The following is a 20,574-nucleotide window of genomic DNA, read 5'->3' as shown; positions in this document are numbered from 1 at the left end:
CTTGTTTTCCTCCACTCTGTTGAGCCCAAAATCCTATCCGGCCGAAACTATCTCCGGCCCCTGCCCGACAAGGCAAAGGTGAAGACAAGGGCGACGACCAGAACCACGCCCTTGACGAAATCCTGCGTGTAGTAAGGCGCGTTCATCATCGTCAGGCCTTGCAGCAGGATGCCGACGAACAGCGCGCCGACAGCGGTGCCGAAGGCGTTCGGCTTGGCGGCGCCAAGCACCGCGTAGCCGATCAGCGCCGCGGCGACCGCATCGAGCAGCAAATTATTACCCGAGGCGATATCGCCGCGTCCAAGCCGAGCCGCGAGCAAAATGCCGCCGATCGAGGCAAAAACTCCTGAAATAACGTAGGCCCAGATCTTGTAGGCCTTGACCGGCGCGCCGGCGAGTTCAGCGGCGCGCTCATTAGAGCCGACCGCATACATCATGCGGCCGAAGCGTGTGTATTCGAGGAAGAACCAGATCAGCACGGCCAGCACCAGCAGCACGACCACCGACACCGGAATGAGGTTCGGGATGAAGAAGTCGAAGCGGTGGCGACCGAGCGCCAGGAAGGCATCACCGAACTTGCCATTGGCGACCGAGCCGTCGGGCATGGTCATGCCGGTGGCGATCGAGCGACCTTCTGTTGGGATGCGCTGCAGGCCAACCAGCAGGAACATCATGCCGAGCGTCGCCAAGAGATCGGGCACGCGCATATAGACGATCAGCCAGCCATTGATCAGGCCGACAATGGCGCCGATGAGCAGGCAGACGACGACCGCGACGACCGCGTTCTGCTCCAGCACCACCATGACATAGGCAGCCGCCATCATCGCCGATGTGGCGACCGAGCCGATCGACAGGTCGAAGCCGCCGACGACCAGCGTGGCGGTGACGCCGAGCGCCAGCACGCCGGTGATGGCGACCGACTGGAAGATGAAGACGGCACTTTGCGGCGAGACAAACCCGTCGGCGGCGATCGCGAAATAAGCGACCAGCCCGAGCAACAGGACAATGAAGCCATAGCGGATGGCGTAGTCGCGCAGCGTCATTCAGCGCACCCGCGCGACGCAGCCATTCTTACCCAACTCGAACCCATCGTCTCTCCATTCCAATTTCTACCCGCCGCCACGCTCAGGCCGCGCTGTGCAGTGGCCCGCCGGCGACCTCGGCCAGCAAGCGATCAAGATCGACTTCGGCGTTGCGGTGTTCACCGACGATTGTGTGTTCCGACATCACCAGAATGCGGTCGGCCGTCTCCAGCGCCTCGTCGAGTTCGGTGACGAACAGAAGCGTCGCGCGGCCATGGGCACTTGCCCTCAGCTTGGCGGCGATGTCGCGCCTGGCCGAGATGTCGACGCCCTGAAACGGCTCGTCGAGGATGAACAGCTTTGCGTCTTGCGCCATCCAGCGGGCGACCATCACCTTCTGCTGGTTGCCGCCGGACAGTGCCGACATCTCGTCCTTCTCGGAGCGGCAGACGATGCTGAGTTCCTCGATCTGCCGGCGCGCGGTGGCGCGTTCGAGGCGGCGCTTGAGCACGCTGAGATTCGACATCCGCTTCAGGAACGGCAGGCTGACATTACGCTCGATATTGAAGCCGCCGACAATGCCGCTGGTGGCGCGGTCCTTGGCGACGAGGAACACGCCGGCGGCGATCGCATCACCGGCGGATCGCGGCGCGTAGGGCCTGCCGTTCATCGTCATCGTACCCGACAGCGGCTTGCGCACACCGAACAGCGTTTCGGCAAAAGCGGTCTTGCCGACACCGACGAGGCCGGTGATGGCGACGACCTCGCCATCGCCAAGCGTCAGCGAGATCGGCCTGGCGCCCTGCGCGATGCGCAGGCCTTCGATGGTCAGGACCATCTTGGCGGAACTTCTGGCAACGATCTGGTCAAGATGGATCTTGCGGCCGAGCATGGCATTGACCGCGCCTTCATAATCGAGCGGCTTGGTGTCGAAGACACCTGAAACGATGCCGTCACGCATGGAGACGATGCGATCGGCAAGCCGCCTGATGTCAGACATGCGGTGCGAGATGTAGAGGATCGCCACGCCCTGTTCGCGAAGCCTGTCGACCAGGGCGAACAACCGGTCGGCTTCGGCGCTGGAGAGCGAGGAGGTCGGCTCGTCGAGGATCAGCACCTTCGGCTGGTGCGCCAGGGCGCGTGCGATCGCCACCATCTGGCGATCGGCCAGCGAAAGGTCGTTGACGCGGGCCTTGAGATCGATGGCCAGCCCCATGCGGTCGGCGACGGCCTTGGCCTCGCGGCGCACCCGGGCCGGATTGAACAGGGTGGGTGCGGCCTTCCCGCTCAGCCTGTCGAGCGTCAGGTTGGTGGCCACATCGAGGTCGGCCACGACACCGTCATTGATGTTCTGATGCACGGTGACGACGCCGGAGCGGATCGCTTCCGCCGGCGTGTTCGGCGCGAAGTCCTGCCCGGCAAGCGTCATGGTGCCGCCGCCACGCTCGTAGACGCCGCTGATGATCTTGACGAGGGTGGATTTGCCGGCGCCGTTGGCGCCCATCAGCACGGTCACTTCGCCGGAATGCAGCTCAAGCGAGATGCCGCCAAGCACCTCGTTGCGGCCAAAGGATTTCCTCAGTCCCTCTACGCGGAACACGGCATTGCCGACCATGCGTTCCTCCCTGACCTCGACGCTATGGTCAATATCGGCAATTGTCAACACGATTGACAATTGCCAGACAGCTTCCTAGCTTGGCCCCGCCGCTAAGGCTCCCTTATGATCGGAGCGCACAGGCGGGAGGGAGACGAATGACTGGGAAATTGCCGTTCGAAGCATTGTCGGTGGAGACGCTTGCAACGCGCCTCGGCACGAACGAGGCACTGTGCGCGAAGATCGGCAAGGACACGACACAATGGAAGGTCCGCGAAGTCGGCGACGGCAATCTGAACCTGGTGTTCATCGTCGAGGGTGCCGGCGGCGGCGCCATCGTCAAGCAGGCCCTGCCCTATGTCCGGCTGGTCGGCGACAGCTGGCCGCTGCCGCTGAAGCGTTCCTTCTTTGAGTATCACGCGCTGACCCGTCAGGAGGCGCGCGCGCCGGGCTCGGTGCCGGCGATCTATCATTTCGATGAAGGCCAGGCGCTGATCATCATGGAGTATCTGGCGCCCCCACACACCATTCTCAGGCGCGCCCTGATCGACGGGCGCCAATTGCCCAACATTGCCAGGGATATCGGCCTGTTCATGGCTCGGACGCTGTTTCGCGGTTCGGACCTGTCGATGGTGACGAGGGATCGCAAGGCCGATCTGGCGCTGTTCGCCGACAATGTCGACCTCTGCGACATCACCGAGAACCTGGTGTTCTCCGATCCCTATTTCGACGCCAAGTTGAACCGGCATACCTCGCCGCAACTCGACGGTCTGGTTGCGGACCTGCGTGCCGACCGCGACCTCAAGGTCGAGGCGCAACGGCTGAAGCACATCTTCGCCGCCAATGCCGAGACGCTGCTGCATGGCGATTTACATTCCGGCTCGATCATGGTCACCGACAGTGAGACCAGGATGATCGATCCGGAGTTCGCCTTCTACGGGCCGATGGCCTTCGATGTCGGCATGCTGCTCGCCAATTTCTGGATGTCCTTCTTCTCGCAGCGCGGCCATGAGCAGAAGAGCAAGCGCGACACCATGCGCACCTATCTGCTCGGGGTCACCGCACGGACATGGGCGGTTTTCCGCGCCGAGTTCTCGCATCTTTGGCGCACCGAGCGTACCGGAATGCTCTATCAAAGAAGCCTGTTCGAGGATCAGGGCGACGTACTCGCCGCCGAGCAGGCGCTCGATCATGTGCTGCACCAGATCTGGACCGATCTTCTCGGCTTTGCCGGCATCGAGGTGCACAGGCGCATCCTCGGCCTCGCCCACAATGCCGATTTCGAAACCATTGCCGACGAGGATCTGCGCGCCTCTTGCGAGGCGAAGGCGCTCAAATTCGGCCGTCACATCGCCGTCAACCGGCGGCGGATACACAGCATCGACGAGGTCAACAATCTGGCCGCGCTGATCGAACAGGAGAGCAGCATTTGAACGTCGGCGAGCGCCACTATCGCACCATCTGGCTGAGCGACGACGGACGTTCGGTTGACATTATCGACCAGCGCTGGCTGCCGCATGATTTCCGCATCGAGACGATCGGCACGGTTTCCGGCATCGCCACCGCCATCCGCGACATGTGGGTGCGCGGCGCGCCGCTGATCGGCGTCACCGCCGCCTATGGTGTTGCCCTGCAGATGGCCGACGACCCGTCCGACGAAGCGCTCGATGCCGTATGGGAGACGCTGCACGAGACACGCCCGACGGCGATCAACCTGCGTTGGGCGCTCGACGAGATGCGGCGCTTCCTCAAGCCGCTGCCAAAAGAACAACGCGCCGAAGCCGCCTATCGGCGCGCCAGTGAGATCGCCGACGAGGATGTCGGTCTGAACCGCGCCATCGGCGAGAACGGTCTTGCCGTCATCAAGGCGATCGCGGCACGCAAGCAGCCGGGTGAGACGGTCAACATCCTGACGCATTGCAACGCCGGCTGGCTGGCCACCGTCGATTACGGTACCGCCACCGCGCCGATCTATCTGGCAACCGAAGCCGGCATTCCGGTCCACGTCTATGTCGACGAGACCCGCCCGCGCAACCAGGGCGCCCAGCTGACCGCCTGGGAGATGGCCGGCCACGGCGTGCCACACACACTGATCGTCGACAATGCAGGCGGCCATCTGATGCAGCGCGGCGCGATCGACATGGTCATTGTCGGCACCGACCGGACCACCGCCGACGGCGATGTCTGCAACAAGATCGGCACTTATCTGAAGGCGCTCGCCGCCGCCGATAATGACGTGCCGTTCTATGTCGCGCTGCCCTCGCCGACCATCGACTGGACGGTGCATGACGGGCTCAAGGAAATCCCGATCGAGCAGCGCTCGGCCGACGAGGTCTCGCTGGTATGGGGCAAGACCGCCGGCGGCGAGATCGCCCAGGTGCGCATCTCGCCCGAAGCGACGCCCGCGGCCAATCCAGCCTTCGATGTGACCCCGGCGCGGCTGGTGACCGGGCTGATCACCGAACGCGGCATCGCCAAGGCATCGCGCGAAGGTCTGAAGGCGATGTTCCCCGAACGGGCGTAGAGCCGATGCCAGCTAATACAGCGGCTTGCTCATGTGGTTGGGCGTTGGCCATTGCGTGGTGACGCCAGGCTGCACCGGGCGTTCGAGATAGGTCGACAGCACCACATAGCTGCGGGTCGAGGTGACGCCGGGCGTATCGTAGAGGCGAGCGAGCAGGCCTTCCAGCGCCCTCGTATCTTCGGTGCGGACCTTCAGCAACATGCAGGTGTCGCCGGCGACGGTGTGGATCTCCTCGACTTCCGGATATTGCGAAACCGCCATCAGTTCCGGGGTCTTGCCCCAGCCCCTGGTGTCGATATGCACGAAGGCCAGCAGTGGCTTCTTCACCGCCTTGGGGTCGATGATCGCGGCTGTGCCGCGAATGGCGCCGCTGCGCCGAAGGCGCTTGACCCGCTCATGCGCGGCTGGCGGCGAAAGCCCGACCCGATCGCCGAGTTCCGCATAACTGACCGTGGCATCGTCGACGAGAACGCCTAATATCTTTCGGTCAATTGCGTCGACATCGCGGGGCGCCGGCGTGTTCCGCGGAATGATATCTGTTTCTTCATCCATATCGACAATCCCAATTGCCACAGAATTTAATACGGCCATTATGGCTATATGTCGAACAGCAATCAAGCTACAGCCCTGCCAACGGGTGCCAGGCCACCCATCCCGGCCCTCGCCTATCTGTTGACCGGATGCATCGCCGTGATCGGTTCGAATTCACTGGTCCTGGGCCCGATAGCCCCGGCCGTGGCGTCGTCCTTCGCGAGCAGCGTCCCGGCCGTGATGATCGCAGCGGCCGCCTTTGGCCTCGGGACCTCGGCAAGCGCCCTGTTCCTGGCACGCTATATCGACCGGCTCGGCGCTCGCCGGATGCTGCAGGGGGCATTGCTGTTGCTGGCCATAGCCCTGGTTGCCAGCGCGGCCGCACCGATACTGATCATGCTGGTCGCGGCCCAGCTCGTCGCCGGTATTGCCGCCGGCATCGCCATGCCGGCGATCTATGCGAGTTCGGCGGCGATCGCACCGCCCGGCCGCGAAAGCGGGACCATCGGCGTCGTGCTGACCGGATGGACGCTCAGCATGGTGGCCGGCGTTTCGCTCTCGGCCGTGCTTGCCGATCTCGTGCACTGGCGCGCCGTCTTCGCGGCCGTCGCGGTACTGGCAATGCTGGCGCTGACCAGTCTCACGATGACGTCGCTGAGCGGCATCAGGAAGAGCGGCCCGGCCCCGACACCGCTGGCGGCGCTCGGCATTCCCGGCATCGTGCCACTTCTCATCGCCTGCGCAGCCTTCATGACCGCCTTCTACGGTGTCTATGGCTATCTCGGCGATCACCTTCACAGTGGACTGGGCAAGCCGGTGAGCGCCAATGGCTGGGCAGCCCTTGCCTATGGCATCGGCTTCGGCACGGCTGCTCTCCTCGACGGGGTGATCGATCGCCTGGGCGCTCGCCGCGTCATGCCATTCGCCTATCTTCTTGTCGCCATCGTCTACGTCGCGATCGCCGCGAGCAGCAACAGTTTCGGCCTGACGCTCGCGATGGTGGCGGTGTGGGGGCTTGCCAATCATTTCGGACTGAATGTGCTGGTGATGAGTCTTTCGGCGCTCGATCCCTCACGGCGCGGCACGATCATGGGCCTGAACAGCTCGGTGACCTATCTGGCGGTCTTTGTCGGCACCACCGGTTTTGGGCCGCTCTATTCCAGCTTCGGCTTTGCGGTCTGTGCGATGGTTGCGGCACTGCTGATGCTGGTTGCCGCAGCGGCGGCCGCGTGGCGCACGCGATAGAGCGCTTCTTTTACGTGATTGCTCCAGTCGACAGAACGCGATTGGCCACCGGCCTGTCGCCCGGTTGACAGTGGCACCCCTGCCCTCCATACAAAGCCCGTTAATGTTCTCAGGGCGGGGTGAAAGTCCCCACCGGCGGTAAGGACTCTCGGTTGTGCATGATTCCTTTCGGGGTCATGCACGGGACCCAAGCCCGCGAGCGCTTTCCAAGACAATTGGAAAGGTCAGCAGATCCGGTGTGATTCCGGAGCCGACGGTTAGAGTCCGGATGAAAGAGGACGAACGGAAAACGGACCGCATCGGCGGGCCGGATTTCGTGTCGTGCGTCCTGATTCTGGTTCGAAACGGAAGGATGGACCCATGAATCAGCATTCCCATAAAGACTACGAAACAACCCGCATCGCCGTCATCAGAGCGCGCTGGCATGCCGATATCGTCGACCAGTGCGTAAGGGCTTTCGAGGCGGAACTCGCCGACATCGGAGGCGACCGCTTCGCCGTCGATGTCTTCGACGTGCCCGGCGCCTACGAGATCCCGCTGCACGCCAAGACCTTGGCCGAGACCGGCCGCTATGCCGCGATCCTCGGCACGGCCTTCGTCGTCAATGGTGGCATCTACCGGCATGAGTTCGTCGCCAGCGCCGTCATCGACGGCATGATGAACGCGCAGCTGTCGACCGGCGTGCCGGTGCTTTCGGCGGTGCTGACGCCACACAATTATCACGACAGCGCCGAGCATCATCGCTTCTTCTTCGAGCACTTCACCGTCAAGGGCAAGGAGGCGGCCAACGCCTGCGTGCAGATTCTCGCCGCGCGGGAAAAGATCGCGGCATGAAATCTTCCCGGCCGGGTGGAAATCGAGACAACACCCGGTAGTATTTGCGAAAATACCGAGTTCGGGGAGGATGCCGGTGCAGACCAAGAAGATCATCAATGACGGCAACCGCGCCGTCGACGAGATGCTCGAAGGAATCCTCGCCGCGCATCCTCGTCACCTCATGAGCACGGATGGCAGCCCGCGCTCGATCATCGCCCGCGACGGGCCGCGGCCCGGCAAGGTCGGGCTGGTCATCGGCGGCGGCTCCGGCCACGAGCCGACCTTTCTCGGCTTTGTCGGCAAGGGACTGGCGGACGCGGCGGCCATCGGCAATGTCTTTGCCTCGCCACCGCCCGATCCGATCCTCGAATGCGCCAAGGCCGTCAGCGGCGGCGCCGGCGTCCTGTTCATGTACGGCAACTATGCCGGCGACGTGATGAATTTCGACATGGCGGCCGAGATGGCCGCGATGGACGACATCGAGGTGCGCACCGTGCTGGCCACCGATGACGTCGCCTCGGCACCGCGCGACCAGCGGCAGAAGCGCCGCGGCGTCGCCGGCAACTTCTTCATCTTCAAGGCGGCCGGTGCCGCCTGCGACCTCATGCTCTCCCTGGACGAGGTCGAGCGCATCGCGCGCAAGGCCAATGACCACACCTTCACCATGGGCGTGGCCCTGTCACCCTGCTCGCTGCCGCAGACAAGGCGGCTGAATTTCGAGATCGGCGCCGACGAAATGGAGATCGGCATGGGCATCCATGGCGAACCCGGCATCGCCCGCGGCAAGCTTGGGAGCGCCGACGAAATCACCGACGAGATGCTGGACAAGATTTTCGCCGAGATGGCGCCGAAGCGCGGCGACAAGGTCGCGGTGCTGGTCAACTCGCTCGGCTCGACGCCGCTGATGGAGCTCTACATCATGAACCGCCGGGTCAAGCAGCGGCTCGACGATATCGGCGTTTTGATCCACGCGACCTGGGTCGGCAATTACTGCACGTCGCTGGAAATGGCCGGCGCCTCGGTGACGCTTTTTCATCTCGACGAGGAATTGCAGACCATGCTCGACCACCCCTGCGACTGCGCCATGTTCCGTGCCGGCTGACGAAAGAGCGTTCCCGTGACCATCGATGCCGCCGACCTGAAAAGAATGTTCGATACGATCGCGGTGGCGATCGAGACCGACAGGGACAGGCTCTGCCAGCTTGACGGCGTCATTGGCGACGCCGACCACGGCATTGCCATGGCGCTCGGCTTCAACGCCGTGCGCGAAGCGCTGGCCTCGCTCGACCTTGCGGCGATCGAGCCGACGGCGCTGCTCAACACGGCGGCGAAATCGTTCCTGAATGCCGTCGGTGCTTCCTCGGGCCCGCTCTATGCGACGGCCTTCATGCGCGCCGCCGCCTCCGCCAAGGGCAAGGCGACGCTGGCGGAGACGGATTTCATCGCCCTGTTCCAGGCCATGGCGCAAGGCATCAAGGATCGCGGCAAGGCGGAGCCGGGCGAGAAGACGATGGTCGATGCCTGGCAGCCGGCGGCGGAAGCAGCCGCCGCGGCCAATCTTGCCGGCAAGAACTTGGCCGAGAGCCTCGGGGCAGCCCTTGCCGCCGCCGAGTCTGGTGCTGAAGCGACCAAGAACATGATCGCCGCCAAGGGCCGCTCCTCCAGGCTTGGCGAGCGATCGCTCGGGCATATCGACCCTGGCGCCGCATCGGCTGTTACCGTGATCGGCGCGATACGCAAGAGCCTGACATCGACCCTATAGTTTCAGATCGAAGCTGACCTTGAAGGCATGTCCCTGGGCATCCTTCGCGATCTGGCCGGAATAGGATGCGCCGAGCTTGGCATTGGACGACAGGAGAACGTCGAACCCGGCTTCGACCGCCAGCGCATCCCTGGCGATTGGCACGCCCGAAATGGTGAAGGATGCTCCGGTGTTGAAGGCCAGATCGGAGGTCGGACCGACGTTGCCGTAGGCGTGCTGCCAGCCCAGCATGCCGTGCAGGGCGGCCTTGGTCACCCCCGTGTCGAACTGGGTCGAAGCGCGAACGCCAAATGTCGAGAAGGTGTTTTCCGTCGTCGTCTTCTGTGCCGTCAGCGCCGAAGTCGTGCCGCCGGTCTCGGCGAAACCATCGGTCTTCAGATTGACGTAGGCGAGATTAGCGAAGGGTTCAAAGGCATTGCGTCCGATATCGAAGCGATAGGCCAGTTCGCTGAAAGCCTGCGCCGTCGCGGCATTGTAGTCGGCGGAGAGCTGTTCGGCGAAGGCGGGGAAGACCACGTTGCGCCTGGTCTCGATGTCATGCCAGCCATAGATCGCGCCGGCGCGGAAACCGAACTGTCCCAGTTGCGTGCCGGCATAGACACCGAGATTGTAATTGTCGCTCGAACCGGATGAAGCCCGGTCGGTGACATCGAACCTCGAATGGCTGTAACCGCCGAGCACGCCGAGCCGCCAGCTTCCGACCGGTGCGTCGGCGCCGCCGATGAATCCTGTCGTGTTGCGGCCGAAGGCAGCGGCATCGCCGGAGCCGTTCGTATCGCCAGTCATTGCAAGTGCCTGGCTCCAGATCACGATGCCATCGGCATTGGCGGGCGCGGCGCGCACGCCGTCGGTGTCGATGCTGGCGGTCGTCAAAACCGGTGTGGAAACCCCATCGAAGGCGGCGCGAATTCGGCTGTTCGCGGCGTCCCGCGCGAAACGGCTATCCTCCACAAGCGCGCCATTGATATCGGCGTGGATCTCTCCGGAAAGCGCGTTTCCATAGGGACGCAGATAGCGATAGAAACCGACCGCCTCCACGGTGGGGTCGCTCTCCAGCGCTTCCCGATTGAGGATGTACATCGACCAACCGTCCTTCGTCTGGTTGAAGGAAAGCCCTTCGACTTCCTGTTCGCGGCCGATGTTCAGATTGCCCAGATTCTCGACTTCGCCGGTCTTGAGGTTCGCCCGGTAGATGATCTTCTGGTCATTGTCGGTCGAAAAATACATCCAGCCGTCCAGAAGCTTGCCGCCCTGTGCCTGGTCGATGGTGTGCGTCAGCGGGATGTATTCCTTGAAGCTCCAGTCCGACAGATTGTAGACCGCTATCTCCGTCGCATTCTCATAGGCCATGCCGTAGCCGAGGCCGTTCTTGGCATCGACGGCCACCCAACTGGCAATATCATGGATGCCATGGGGCGGATTGAGCGAAAATGCCTGACCGGTGAAGCTCAGGTCACTCGCGCGATACACCGCGAAAACCGGGTTTTCGTATTTGCCCCCAGTGACTGGGTCGCGCTGGCTCGAGTCCAGTGAAATATAGAGAAGCCCGTCGGCATAATCGATATCGCCGATGTGGTTCAGCCCGATATCGGAATATTGGGACGGAAGCTTGAGAACATTGGGAATGGCGGGCGAGACAGTCAGGGACGGATTATAGTTCCTGTCCGTGCGCTCGAGAATATTGGTGCCGGAGAAATACCAGTTCGTGCCGTCCGTCGTCACGCCCTGTTGCTTCGAGGATATCGCGTCGCCGGTGAAGGTCGTCTTCTCGACCATGATCCAGGGCTCGACGGCAAACGCCGGCACCGATGTCATGGCGAGCGCACTGGACAGAACGATGCAGGAGGCTATGGTTTTCGGAAGACAGACCGTCCCCTTGAGGGCGGCTTTGCTGGCGTGATCGATCATCTTGGAAGACATTTCTGACGCGTTCCTGTTGGTGTTTGTAATCGACGGCTCGACGCGCACGACATCGACCAACGACGGTGGCGGCCGCCGGCGATGGCAAGACACGAGGTTTTGTGGCTCTTCGGGTGCTATCTGCGCTGTGGTTCGTCGATCGCTCTGGCGGAGAGTTCAACGATGTGCTCACTAGGGCGGGTACGTGACAATCGTATGAATAATGGGAATAGTATGAAGAATTCAGCCCCCGTCTCTCGGGCGTCCCGGATGACGTCGCGCATGGCCGGCTCGTCGCATTCCGGTCTTCACGGCAGACTGCTCAATGAAATCGGCCTCAGCATCGTGCGCGGCGAACTGATTCCCGGTGACCAGTTGCCGAATGGCGACGATTGGAGCGCCTCCTATGGCGCGAGCCGCACGGGCCTGCGTGAAGTCGTCAAGGTTCTGGCTGGCAAGGGCATGGTGGAAATGCGCCCCCGGACCGGGACCAGGGTGCGCCCGCGCAAGGATTGGAACTTTCTCGATCCGGATGTGCTCTTGTGGCGTTTCGGCTCGAGAACGACAGCAGAGGAGGCGCGTTCCCTGTTCGAACTGCGGCGCGCGATCGAACCGACAGCAGGGGCCTTGGCGGCGCAGCGCGCCAGCCCGGAGCAGATCGCCGATTTGCGGGCAATCCTCGAAGAGATGGAACAGGCCGGTGATGACGGCGAACGTTTCGCTGTGCCGGATCTGGCTTTCCACCAGGCGATCCTGCACATGTCGGGCAACGAGTTGATCGGTTCGCTCGCCGCTTTGATCGAGACCGCGCTGGTGATCAGCTTCCGGCTTTCGGACGACAACCCAGCCGGTCAGCGCCATTCGCTCAGCCTGCATCGGCAGATTGTCGAGAGCATCGAAAAGCGCGACTTCGGCAGCCACCAGCAAGGTGCTGATCGACCTGCTGGACGGAGCGGAAGAGGATGTGCGGCGTTCCCTCGCTGCCAGGCTCGGCAGACAGAAGTAGGCCGGCATCGCAGCATGCTCAGCGCGGAACCAAGCCCGCCCAGCTATGCCGCGGGCCTGCGGCTCATGCAGGCTTCACCGCGTCGAGCCTGTTGATCGCCTCGACATTGCCGGCCGAGGGACCTTTGTCGTCGAATTCCGACGCCAGCCACGTATCGACGATCGCCTTGGCCAATTCCGGGCCGATGACGCGGGCGCCCATGGTGATGATCTGCGCGTTGTTGGATTTCGCGGCCCGCTCGGCCGAATAGGTATCGTGGGTGAGTGCGGCGCGGATGCCCGGCACCTTGTTGGCCGAGATCGACACGCCGATGCCGGTGCCGCAGAACAGGATACCGCGCTCGTTCTCGCCGTCGATGATGGTCTGGGCGAGTTTTTGCGAGAGGTCGGCATAGTAGCCGGCCTGGCTGAGATCACTGACCGTCAGGCCGGATTTGGTGGCAAGGTGTGCGGCGATGACATCGAGCAGCGGCTTGCCGGCGCTGTCTGCTCCAATGGCTATTTTCATGGTTTTCCCTTTCGTGTTTGGATGATTTCAGATCGCAGCCGAAGCACGGCCTAGGATGTCGATGTAGCCATCCGCCTGCCAGGCGGAGCGGCCGATGAAGAGGCCATCGATATTGGGCTGACCGATCAGCTCGGCGGCATTGCCGGGATTGACGCTGCCGCCATAGAGGACCGGCGGCACGGACGGCAGCAGACCGCCGGCGACCTTCTTGATCAACGCCTGCTGCTTGTCGGCATAGTCGGAGCTGGCCGGAATGCCCTTGTCGCCGATCGCCCAGACAGGCTCATAGGCGAACAGGATTTTTGTGCCCTTCGCCTGACCTTCGAGATATTGCAGCGCCCCCTCGACCTGGGCGCTCAACACGGCATCGGCCTTGCCGCCTTCGCGCTCGGCCAACGTCTCGCCGACACAGATCAGCGGTATCAATCCGTGCTTCACGGCGGCGGCCGTCTTCAGGCCGACGGTGCGGTCGGTCTCGCCGAAATGCTCGCGCCGTTCGCTGTGGCCGAGCTCGACCAGATCGAGCCCGCAATCCATCAGCATCAGCGGCGAGATCTCGCCGGTCCAGGCGCCGGCATCGGCCCAATGCATGTTCTGAGCACCGACCTTGACGCGCGTCGACGACAGCGCCCGCTTGACCTCGCGCACCGCCGTGAAAGGCGGGATCACGAAAGGCTGGATGCGGTCATCGAAGTCTGGGATGAAACCGGCCAGGCGCTGAGCGAAAGCCATCGCCTCGGCGAGCGTCTTGTTCATCTTCCAGCTTGTACCGACCCAGTAAACCACGCGTACTGCTCCTTACTTTTGTCCAGCGATCAGCGCCCGTCTTCGGGATCATTATCCCTTGTCGATCACCGTCAGCGACACGCCAGCGACATCCAGCGCGGCGCGCATCGCCGGCTCGGGCGCCCGGCCCGTAAAGACCGTGTCGAAGGCGCTGAGATCGGTGAGGAAGTGGAGCGCCGTGCGGCCGAACTTGCCGTGATCGACCAGCAGATATTTGCGGGTCGCCGCCGCCATCATCAGCCGCTTGGCCTGCACCACCTCCTGGTCCTGGTGGAACGCGGAAGCGCCATGGATGGCCGAGGATGACAGGAAGGCAACGTCGGCGCGCAGCGATTTGAGCGACGCCTCGGCCAGCAGGCCGAAGAAGCCGTGGAACTTCTTGCTGTACTGGCCGCCGAGCGCGATCAGGCTGATGCCACCTGCGCCGGCCAGATCCTGGATAACGGCCAGATTGTTGGTGATCACGGTCAGCGGCCGCAGATCGGCGAGATGCCGCGCAATGCCGCCCGCCGTCGAGCCATCGTCGATGATCACGGTCTGGCCGGGCTCGATCATGCCCACAGCGGCAGCCGCCAAGCGCTGCTTTTCCTCGGTCGCCTGCTTCTGACGGTAGCGGAAATCGCTTTCGAACAGACCGCTCGGCTGGATCGAGGCGCCGCCGCGCACCTTGCGCAAGAACCCGCTTTCCTCGAGCTCGTCGAGGTCGCGGTGCACGGTCATCTTGGAGACGCCAAAGAGCAAAGCCAGGTCGTCGACGCCGGCCTGACCGGCGTCCATCAGAAACTCCATGATGCCTTGACGCCTGATATCGCTCTTCATTGCCGCTGACCGCCAACGCCGAAGCGTGGCTCCCTGACCGGACCCAAACGATAACAGATATCGTCGCAAAAGTAGCAAATATTTTGTGATAATGGGACGATTTCTTGGGATATTCCGCTTGCCCTGATCGCGGCCCTGTAACAAGAATTGCAGCTGGGACGACCGGTTGCGGTTGCGGTTGGGCCGAAATCCGGCCAGAAGCATCGGTGGGCTGGACGATGCGCGGACAGTCCGCAACCACAGGTTCGAAACCAGATACGGGAGACTATTCGTTGGCTCGCATCACACTGAGACAATTGCTCGATCACGCCGCCGAACACGGCTATGGCGTGCCGGCCTTCAACATGAACAACATGGAACAAGGCCTCGCCATCATGGAGGCGGCGGAAGAGACCAAATCGCCTGTCATCCTGCAGGCAAGCCGCGGTGCGCGCGCCTATGCCAATGACGTGGTGCTGGCCAAGCTGATCGACGCGCTGGTCGAAATCCACCCCGATATCCCGGTCTGCATGCATCTCGACCATGGCAACAACGAAGCCACCTGCGTCACCGCGATCCAGTACGGCTTCACCTCGGTGATGATGGACGGCTCACTCAAGGAGGACGGCAAGTCGCCGGCCGACTACGCCTATAATTCGGGCATCACCAAACGCGTCGTCGACATGGCGCATTGGGGCGGCGTCTCTGTCGAAGGCGAGATCGGCGTGCTGGGCTCACTGGAGAGCGGCGGCGGCGAGCAGGAGGACGGCCACGGCGTCGAAGGCGCGATCAGCCACGACCAGCTTCTGACCGATCCGGAGCAGGCGGTGCAGTTCGTCAAGGACACCCATGTCGATGCGTTGGCGGTGGCCATGGGCACCAGCCACGGCGCCTACAAATTCTCGCGCAAGCCGGACGGCGCGGTGCTGGCGATGAACGTCATCGAGGAGATCCACCGCCGCCTGCCGAACATGCATCTGGTCATGCACGGCTCTTCCTCCGTGCCGGAGGAGTTGCAGGAGATCATCAACAAATATGGCGGCCAGATGAAGCCGACCTGGGGCGTGCCGGTCGAGGAGATCCAGCGCGGCATCAAGCACGGCGTGCGCAAGATCAACATCGACACCGACAACCGCATGGCGTTGACCGGCGCGATCCGCAAGGTGCTGACGGAAAACCCGAGCGAGTTCGACCCACGCAAATATCTGACGCCGGCAATGGCGGCGATGCGCAAGCTCTGCAAGGAGCGGTTCGAGCAGTTCGGCACCGCAGGCAACGCGCCGAAGATCAAGCCGCTGCCGGTCTCGGAAATGGCCAAGCGCTACAAATCGGGCAGCCTCGACCCGAAATTCGGCTGAGTCCCGCCGACCGAAAATCTGGCTGCATCTTCGGGCAGGAGCCGCACAGGCTCCTGCCCGATCTCTATTCGGCCCTTGGCAAAAGGCTGGGCCTGCCTGTCTCGATGAACGGCGCCCAATAGTCGACGGACTCGCGGATCATGGCGACCACCTGATGGTCGACCGGCTCACGCTCACGGAACGACAGTTCGAGGCAAATCTCGTTGTCGGTGCCACCGCCGCGGCGCACCGTCTCCAGCAGCTTTTCCGGCGTGATACGGCCGTCCCTGTTGTAGGCTGATGTGAACGGCCAATGGCCGCCCTTGTTCATCGACGACTGCTTGATGTGGATGATCGGCGACTTCCTGGGAAAGGCCCCGGCCCAGGCATAGGGATCGATGTCGGCCGGATTGCTTGAGGTGACGTCGCCGTGGTCGATGTCGACCATCATCTCCAGCGGAATGGCCATGCCGGCGGCGTCGATCGCGCTCTGCAGCATCCGGCAGTTCTCGATGGTGTGGCCGAACTCGCGGCCGACCGACATCGGCTCCCAGAACAGGTAGCTCAGTCCGGCCGCACGGGCGTGCTCGGCCACCTCGCGCCAGCAGTCCAGCGCGATGTCGAACAACCGCGCGCGACGCTCGGGGTCGTCAAAGTCGCGATGGGTGAAGATGGCGAACTGCGTGCCCATGCCGCTGGCGCCAAGTTCGGCCGAGATGTCTGCGAACGTCTTGAACCAGTCGACATAGTAGCGGCGCACATCCGCGTCGGGATGGCCGAAATGATTGAGCCGGCCGTAAGGACCGGTCATGCCGGAGGTGACGCGCACGCCGGTGCGGGAGAGTGCACCGCGAAACAGGCGGACGAATTTGACGATCGTCGCCGCCGGCCAGCCCGGATTGACGAATTCATGCGTGAGTTGCACGTCCCTGATGCCAATGCCGTAGGCGATGGTGTCGATCAGATCAGCCGGATCGGCAAAGCGGTTGACCAGCGGATTGGTGTTGAGGGAGAGCGTGAAGGCCAAGGCCGCTATCCCTCCCGGCGCAACGGCGCGATTGTGGAGCGGAATGCCGTCATTGCAGCGTCGCCCCCTCGCGGTTGAGTTGCTGGCGGTATTTTTCAGCGTCCCAGTTCAACAGTTCGCCATTCTCCTTCGGACTGAGATAGTTGACGCGCGCCGCGCTATCGACGCGGGCGACGACGTCGGCCAGGCAACGCGCCATCGCTTCGGCACCGGCATTGGCATCCCGGCGCATCAGCACGCCCTTGCCGGGAAAGAGGATGGACGTCGGCGCGGCCGCAGTGCGGGCGACGGTCGCCGCCGCGTTCTCGCCGGGACCGGCGATCACCGAGCCAACGCCGAGAAAGATGACATGATCAGGATAGAGGCTGCCGGAAGCGGCGATGCGGCAACTGGCGAGATCGGTCGCGACGGCATGCGCGGCCGCCGAGGCCGGCAACCGGTAGTCGCTGCCGGCAGCGAGCCTCAGCAGCGCGTCAAGATCGGGCGGAGAAGCCGGCCGTGGCGGCCGCGCGAGCAGCCCGGTCACCCGTTGTAGAAGCAACGCCGCTTCGGCGACCGTGTCGGCAGCGACCACCAGCCCATGATTGCCAAGCACGAGCACGTTGGTCGCAGGCTTCAGCCGCTCGGCGATCCCTTGCGCCAGCGGCAAGCCAGGCCGGCGATAGGGGACGAAAGCCCAATCGAGGCCACGCAGGCGCTCCTCCAGCAGGGCTTCGGCATTGGCCTGTACGGCGATCGAGATCGTCTCGACGCAATGGACGTGGACGACGATCTTCTGCGGCAGCAAAGCATGCACCGTCGTCTCGATGGAGGGCCGCAGTTGGCGAGGATTGAGGTCCGCCAGTGTGAACTGCCCAGCCACCTCCGCCGCCGGGCTGCGATGCGCCACGGCATCGAGCAGTGGCGCCAGCGCGACCGGCACCATGATCTCATCGTCGCGCGCGTTCTTCAGCCATGTGCCTGAGGCTTTGATCCACAGCACGCCGGCCTGCTTGATGGAGGTGTTGCCGCCGGCGCCCTGGACCAGCAGCGGATCGGCGCCGATACTGGCCGACAAGGAGCGCAGCATGCGGAATTCGGTGGTGCCGGTATCGACGGGATGGACCATCAGCCTGCCTTCGCCAGCCGGTTCACGCACCAGTGCTCGAAAGCCGCCCTCTCCTCGGCGGACAAATGCAGGCCATGCTTGGTGCGCCGCTGCAGGATATCGGCCGACGTCAAAGCCCACTCCCGGTCGAAGAGATAATTGGCCTCGCGCTCAAAGAAGTCCCTGCCGAAGCAGCGCCCGAGTTCATCGATCGAACGGGCCGCGCCAACCAAAGCCCGTGTCCTGGTGCCGTAGAGCCGACCATAATGCTTGAGCAGCGATGCCGGCATCCATGGATACTCATCTCCGAGATCGCCGAGAAACTGTTCGAAATCGGCATTGGCGATGTCACCGCCGGGCAGATGCGCCTTCGCGGTCCACGGCTTGCCCATTTTGGGAAAGAACGGAGCGATCCTGTCCAGCGCATGCTCGGCCAGTTTGCGGAAGGTGGTGATCTTGCCGCCGAAGACGGAGAGCAGCGGCGCCTGCCCGTCCGGTGCGTCGAGCTCGAAAATGTAATCGCGGGTGACGGCGCTGGGATTGTCGGCATTGTCGTCGTAGAGCGGCCTGACGCCGGAGAACGAATAGACGACATCGCCGCGCGCGAGTCCGCGCTTGAAATAGCGGTTGACCACCCTGATCAGGTAGTCAATCTCACTCCCATCCGCCGCCACATCCTCAGGCCGGCCGTCATAGGGAATGTCGGTGGTGCCGATCAGGGCGAGATCATTCTGATAGGGGTTGATGAAGATCACACGCTTGTCGCTGTTCTGGATGAGATAGGCCTGACGCCCCTCCCAGAATTTCGGCACGACGATGTGGCTGCCCTTGACCAGGCGGACATTGCGCCTGGAGTTCTGGCCAGCAACGCGGTTGACTATGTCATTGACCCAGGGGCCGGCGGCATTGATCAGCGCGCGGGCTCGAACCATCGTCCTGATGCCCGTCCTGCCGTCCTGCATCTCGACAACCCACAGGCCGTTCTCGCGGCGGGCGGCGGTGCAGGCGGTTCGGGTGAAAACCCTGGCGCCGCGCTCGGCGGCGTCGAGCGCGTTGATGATGACGAGGCGGGCGTCGTCGACCCAGCAATCGGAATACTCGAAGCCGCGCCGGAAGGCGTCCTTGATCGGCGCGCCTTCGGGCGCGGTGCGCAGGTTGAGCGTGCGGGTCGCCGGCAGCCGCTTGCGGCCGCCGAGATGGTCGTAGAGGAACAGGCCGAGCCGCACCAGCCAGGCTGGCCGGTCGTCCGGGCTGTGCGGCAGCACGAAGCGCATCGGCCAGATGATGTGCGGCGCCGATTCCAGGAGCACCTCGCGCTCGATCAGCGCTTCGCGCACCAGGCGGAATTCGTAATATTCGAGATAGCGCAAGCCGCCATGGACTAGCTTGCCCGAGCGCGAGCTGGTGCCTTCGGCGAGATCGTCCTTTTCGCACAGGATGACGGAAAGGCCTCGGCCGGCGGCATCACGCGCAATGCCGGCGCCGTTGATACCGCCGCCGATGACGAAGAGGTCGACGATTTCAGTGCCACCGCTCATGCCGCCATGGCCTCGATGCCGATTTGATGCGTCATGGCCGTTGCCTCAGCATGGATTGACCGGAGGCAGGCCGGCGAGGTAGCGGCGCACCTCTTCGGCGGCCTGTTCGGCGGCATAGGTGACGGTGCGCACCGAGGCGCCGGCGATATGCGGCGTCAGCGTCACAGTAGGAAGCTGCAGCAAAGGCCAGTCCGATGGAACCGGTTCGACCGCGAACGTCTCCAGCATGGCGCTGGCGATCTGGCCCGAAACCAGCGCCTCGTAGAGCGCGTCATAGTCGACCAGGGGCCCGCGCGCGGTGTTGACGAAGATCACACCAGGCTTCATCCGCGCGATGGTGTCCTTGCCGATCAGGCCGCGCGTCTCCTCGGTCACCCGCGAATGTAGCGTGATCACATCGGAGCGGGAGAGGAGATCGTCAAGCGCGACGAGTTCGACGCCGGCATTGCGGTCCTCGGCGCTCAACTGCACATAGGGGTCGCTGACCAGGACGTGACAGCCGAAGGCCCGCAGCAGGCGCACCACCTTGGTGCCGATATTGCCGTAGCCGACAACGCCGACGGTCATTTCGTTGAGTTCGCGACCGGTGCGGTCAGCGCGGTAGAGATCGCCGCGCCAGTCGCCCTTGCGCAAGGCCTCGTGGCCGACCCGGATCAGCCGCGTCTCGGCCAGGATGGCGCCAATGGTGAACTCGGCCACTGCGGTCGCGTTGCGGCCAGGCACATTGACGACGGTGATGCCGTGCGCCTTGGCCGCCGCCATGTCGATGTTGATCGGGCCGCCGCGCGAAACCGCGACCAGCTTGAGACCCGGCACGCGCCGCATCATGCCCTCCGACAGGGGCGCCAACTGGGTGACAAGGATTTCGGCATCGCCGATGAAATCGACGACCTCGTCGGGGTGGCCGAAATACTCCTTGATCTTGTCGAGGCCGAGCGCCGGATTGCCGAACTCCATCGGCTCGTCGGGCCAGGCCGTCTGCAATGTCCTGATATCGAGGTCGCCGCTCGCGACCTTCTCGATTTTGGCGCGAAACACCTCCGGAAGCATGAAGTTGTCGCCAATGATCGCTATTCTCTTACGCATACTCGATTT

Annotated in this window: 19 protein-coding genes and 1 riboswitch; of the genes, 8 read left to right on the top strand and 11 right to left on the bottom strand. The window is 63.5% G+C overall.

Annotated elements, in window-relative coordinates; genetic code table 11:
* Positions 1 to 47: 47 nt before the first annotated feature.
* Both AC1VON_RS14555 and AC1VON_RS14550 read right to left on the bottom strand, forming a co-directional pair.
* Positions 48 to 1,043: an ABC transporter permease gene (locus AC1VON_RS14555; protein ID WP_483123848.1), complete on the bottom strand. Its 996-nt coding sequence runs from the start codon at positions 1,041 to 1,043 to the stop codon at positions 48 to 50.
* Positions 1,044 to 1,125: 82 nt separating this feature from the next.
* Entirely contained in the window at positions 1,126 to 2,637 is a 1,512-nt protein-coding gene (locus AC1VON_RS14550) for a sugar ABC transporter ATP-binding protein (protein WP_483123844.1), read from the bottom strand.
* Between the two features lie 137 nt (positions 2,638 to 2,774).
* Between AC1VON_RS14550 and mtnK the strand changes: the two genes are divergently transcribed.
* Both mtnK and mtnA read left to right on the top strand, forming a co-directional pair.
* The gene (gene mtnK, locus AC1VON_RS14545) at positions 2,775 to 4,049 is read left to right on the top strand and encodes an S-methyl-5-thioribose kinase (protein ID WP_483123840.1); all 1,275 of its coding nucleotides are present in this window, start codon (positions 2,775 to 2,777) and stop codon (positions 4,047 to 4,049) included.
* Positions 4,046 to 5,140 carry an S-methyl-5-thioribose-1-phosphate isomerase gene (gene mtnA / locus AC1VON_RS14540; RefSeq protein WP_172351508.1) on the top strand — a complete coding sequence of 365 codons (1,095 nt, stop codon included), beginning with the start codon at positions 4,046 to 4,048 and terminating at the stop codon, positions 5,138 to 5,140. The genes mtnK and mtnA overlap by 4 nt, the downstream gene beginning before the upstream one ends.
* A 12-nt stretch (positions 5,141 to 5,152) precedes the next feature.
* Here mtnA and AC1VON_RS14535 read toward each other — a convergent pair whose 3' ends face one another.
* Positions 5,153 to 5,692 (bottom strand): Lrp/AsnC family transcriptional regulator, encoded by a 540-nt coding sequence (locus tag AC1VON_RS14535; RefSeq protein WP_483123836.1) that lies wholly within the window; start codon positions 5,690 to 5,692, stop codon positions 5,153 to 5,155.
* A gap of 48 nt (positions 5,693 to 5,740) precedes the next feature.
* Between AC1VON_RS14535 and AC1VON_RS14530 the strand changes: the two genes are divergently transcribed.
* The 4 genes from AC1VON_RS14530 (at position 5,741) to dhaL (ending at position 9,494) form a co-directional block, all read left to right on the top strand.
* Positions 5,741 to 6,916, top strand: coding sequence for an MFS transporter (locus AC1VON_RS14530; RefSeq protein ID WP_483123832.1), 1,176 nt, complete (start codon positions 5,741 to 5,743; stop codon positions 6,914 to 6,916).
* Between the two features lie 101 nt (positions 6,917 to 7,017).
* A riboswitch (FMN riboswitch) is annotated at positions 7,018 to 7,200 on the top strand.
* A gap of 76 nt (positions 7,201 to 7,276) precedes the next feature.
* Positions 7,277 to 7,750: a 6,7-dimethyl-8-ribityllumazine synthase gene (locus AC1VON_RS14525; protein WP_483123828.1), complete on the top strand. Its 474-nt coding sequence runs from the start codon at positions 7,277 to 7,279 to the stop codon at positions 7,748 to 7,750.
* Between the two features lie 70 nt (positions 7,751 to 7,820).
* On the top strand, positions 7,821 to 8,834 hold the full coding sequence (locus tag AC1VON_RS14520; protein ID WP_483123824.1) for a dihydroxyacetone kinase subunit DhaK: 1,014 nt from the start codon (positions 7,821 to 7,823) through the stop codon (positions 8,832 to 8,834).
* Positions 8,835 to 8,849: 15 nt separating this feature from the next.
* Positions 8,850 to 9,494 carry a dihydroxyacetone kinase subunit DhaL gene (dhaL, locus tag AC1VON_RS14515; protein ID WP_483123820.1) on the top strand — a complete coding sequence of 215 codons (645 nt, stop codon included), beginning with the start codon at positions 8,850 to 8,852 and terminating at the stop codon, positions 9,492 to 9,494.
* On the opposite strand, the gene AC1VON_RS14510 is transcribed toward dhaL, so the two are convergent.
* Complete coding sequence (locus tag AC1VON_RS14510) at positions 9,489 to 11,414, bottom strand: autotransporter outer membrane beta-barrel domain-containing protein (RefSeq protein ID WP_483123816.1); 1,926 nt, start codon at positions 11,412 to 11,414, stop codon at positions 9,489 to 9,491. The genes dhaL and AC1VON_RS14510 overlap by 6 nt on opposite strands.
* A 249-nt stretch (positions 11,415 to 11,663) precedes the next feature.
* On the opposite strand from AC1VON_RS14510, the gene AC1VON_RS14505 reads away from it, so the two are divergent.
* Positions 11,664 to 12,494 (top strand): FadR/GntR family transcriptional regulator, encoded by an 831-nt coding sequence (locus AC1VON_RS14505; RefSeq protein WP_483123813.1) that lies wholly within the window; start codon positions 11,664 to 11,666, stop codon positions 12,492 to 12,494.
* Here AC1VON_RS14505 and derI read toward each other — a convergent pair.
* The 3 genes from derI to AC1VON_RS14490 are packed head-to-tail and all read right to left on the bottom strand — an operon-like array spanning position 12,463 to position 14,511.
* A complete protein-coding gene (gene derI, locus AC1VON_RS14500) occupies positions 12,463 to 12,906 on the bottom strand; it encodes a D-erythrulose-4-phosphate isomerase (RefSeq protein ID WP_172351514.1) in 444 nt (147 codons plus the stop codon). The genes AC1VON_RS14505 and derI overlap by 32 nt on opposite strands.
* Before the next feature lie 27 nt (positions 12,907 to 12,933).
* Positions 12,934 to 13,692, bottom strand: a complete 759-nt coding sequence (locus tag AC1VON_RS14495) for a triose-phosphate isomerase (RefSeq protein ID WP_172351515.1) — start codon at positions 13,690 to 13,692, stop codon at positions 12,934 to 12,936.
* A 51-nt stretch (positions 13,693 to 13,743) separates the two neighbouring features.
* On the bottom strand, positions 13,744 to 14,511 hold the full coding sequence (locus AC1VON_RS14490) for a DeoR/GlpR family DNA-binding transcription regulator (RefSeq protein ID WP_483123805.1): 768 nt from the start codon (positions 14,509 to 14,511) through the stop codon (positions 13,744 to 13,746).
* Positions 14,512 to 14,783: 272 nt separating this feature from the next.
* On the opposite strand from AC1VON_RS14490, the gene fba reads away from it, so the two are divergent.
* Positions 14,784 to 15,848 (top strand): class II fructose-bisphosphate aldolase, encoded by a 1,065-nt coding sequence (gene fba / locus AC1VON_RS14485; RefSeq protein WP_172351517.1) that lies wholly within the window; start codon positions 14,784 to 14,786, stop codon positions 15,846 to 15,848.
* Between the two features lie 64 nt (positions 15,849 to 15,912).
* Here fba and AC1VON_RS14480 read toward each other — a convergent pair whose 3' ends face one another.
* From AC1VON_RS14480 to AC1VON_RS14465, 4 genes are read right to left on the bottom strand one after another with little or no spacing between them, the layout of a single operon-like run.
* Positions 15,913 to 16,854, bottom strand: a complete 942-nt coding sequence (locus tag AC1VON_RS14480) for a sugar phosphate isomerase/epimerase family protein (RefSeq protein ID WP_483123801.1) — start codon at positions 16,852 to 16,854, stop codon at positions 15,913 to 15,915.
* A gap of 49 nt (positions 16,855 to 16,903) precedes the next feature.
* Complete coding sequence (locus tag AC1VON_RS14475) at positions 16,904 to 17,992, bottom strand: class II aldolase/adducin family protein (protein WP_483123799.1); 1,089 nt, start codon at positions 17,990 to 17,992, stop codon at positions 16,904 to 16,906.
* Positions 17,962 to 19,479 (bottom strand): glycerol-3-phosphate dehydrogenase, encoded by a 1,518-nt coding sequence (locus AC1VON_RS14470; protein ID WP_483123798.1) that lies wholly within the window; start codon positions 19,477 to 19,479, stop codon positions 17,962 to 17,964. Before AC1VON_RS14470 ends, AC1VON_RS14475 begins: the two co-directional genes overlap by 31 nt.
* 45 nt (positions 19,480 to 19,524) lie before the next feature.
* On the bottom strand, positions 19,525 to 20,565 hold the full coding sequence (locus AC1VON_RS14465; protein ID WP_483123796.1) for a 2-hydroxyacid dehydrogenase: 1,041 nt from the start codon (positions 20,563 to 20,565) through the stop codon (positions 19,525 to 19,527).
* Between the last annotated feature and the right edge of the window lie 9 nt (positions 20,566 to 20,574).

Source organism: Mesorhizobium sp. HAY1-8B, from assembly GCF_056868045.1.
This window is presented reverse-complemented; position numbering and strand designations above follow the sequence as displayed.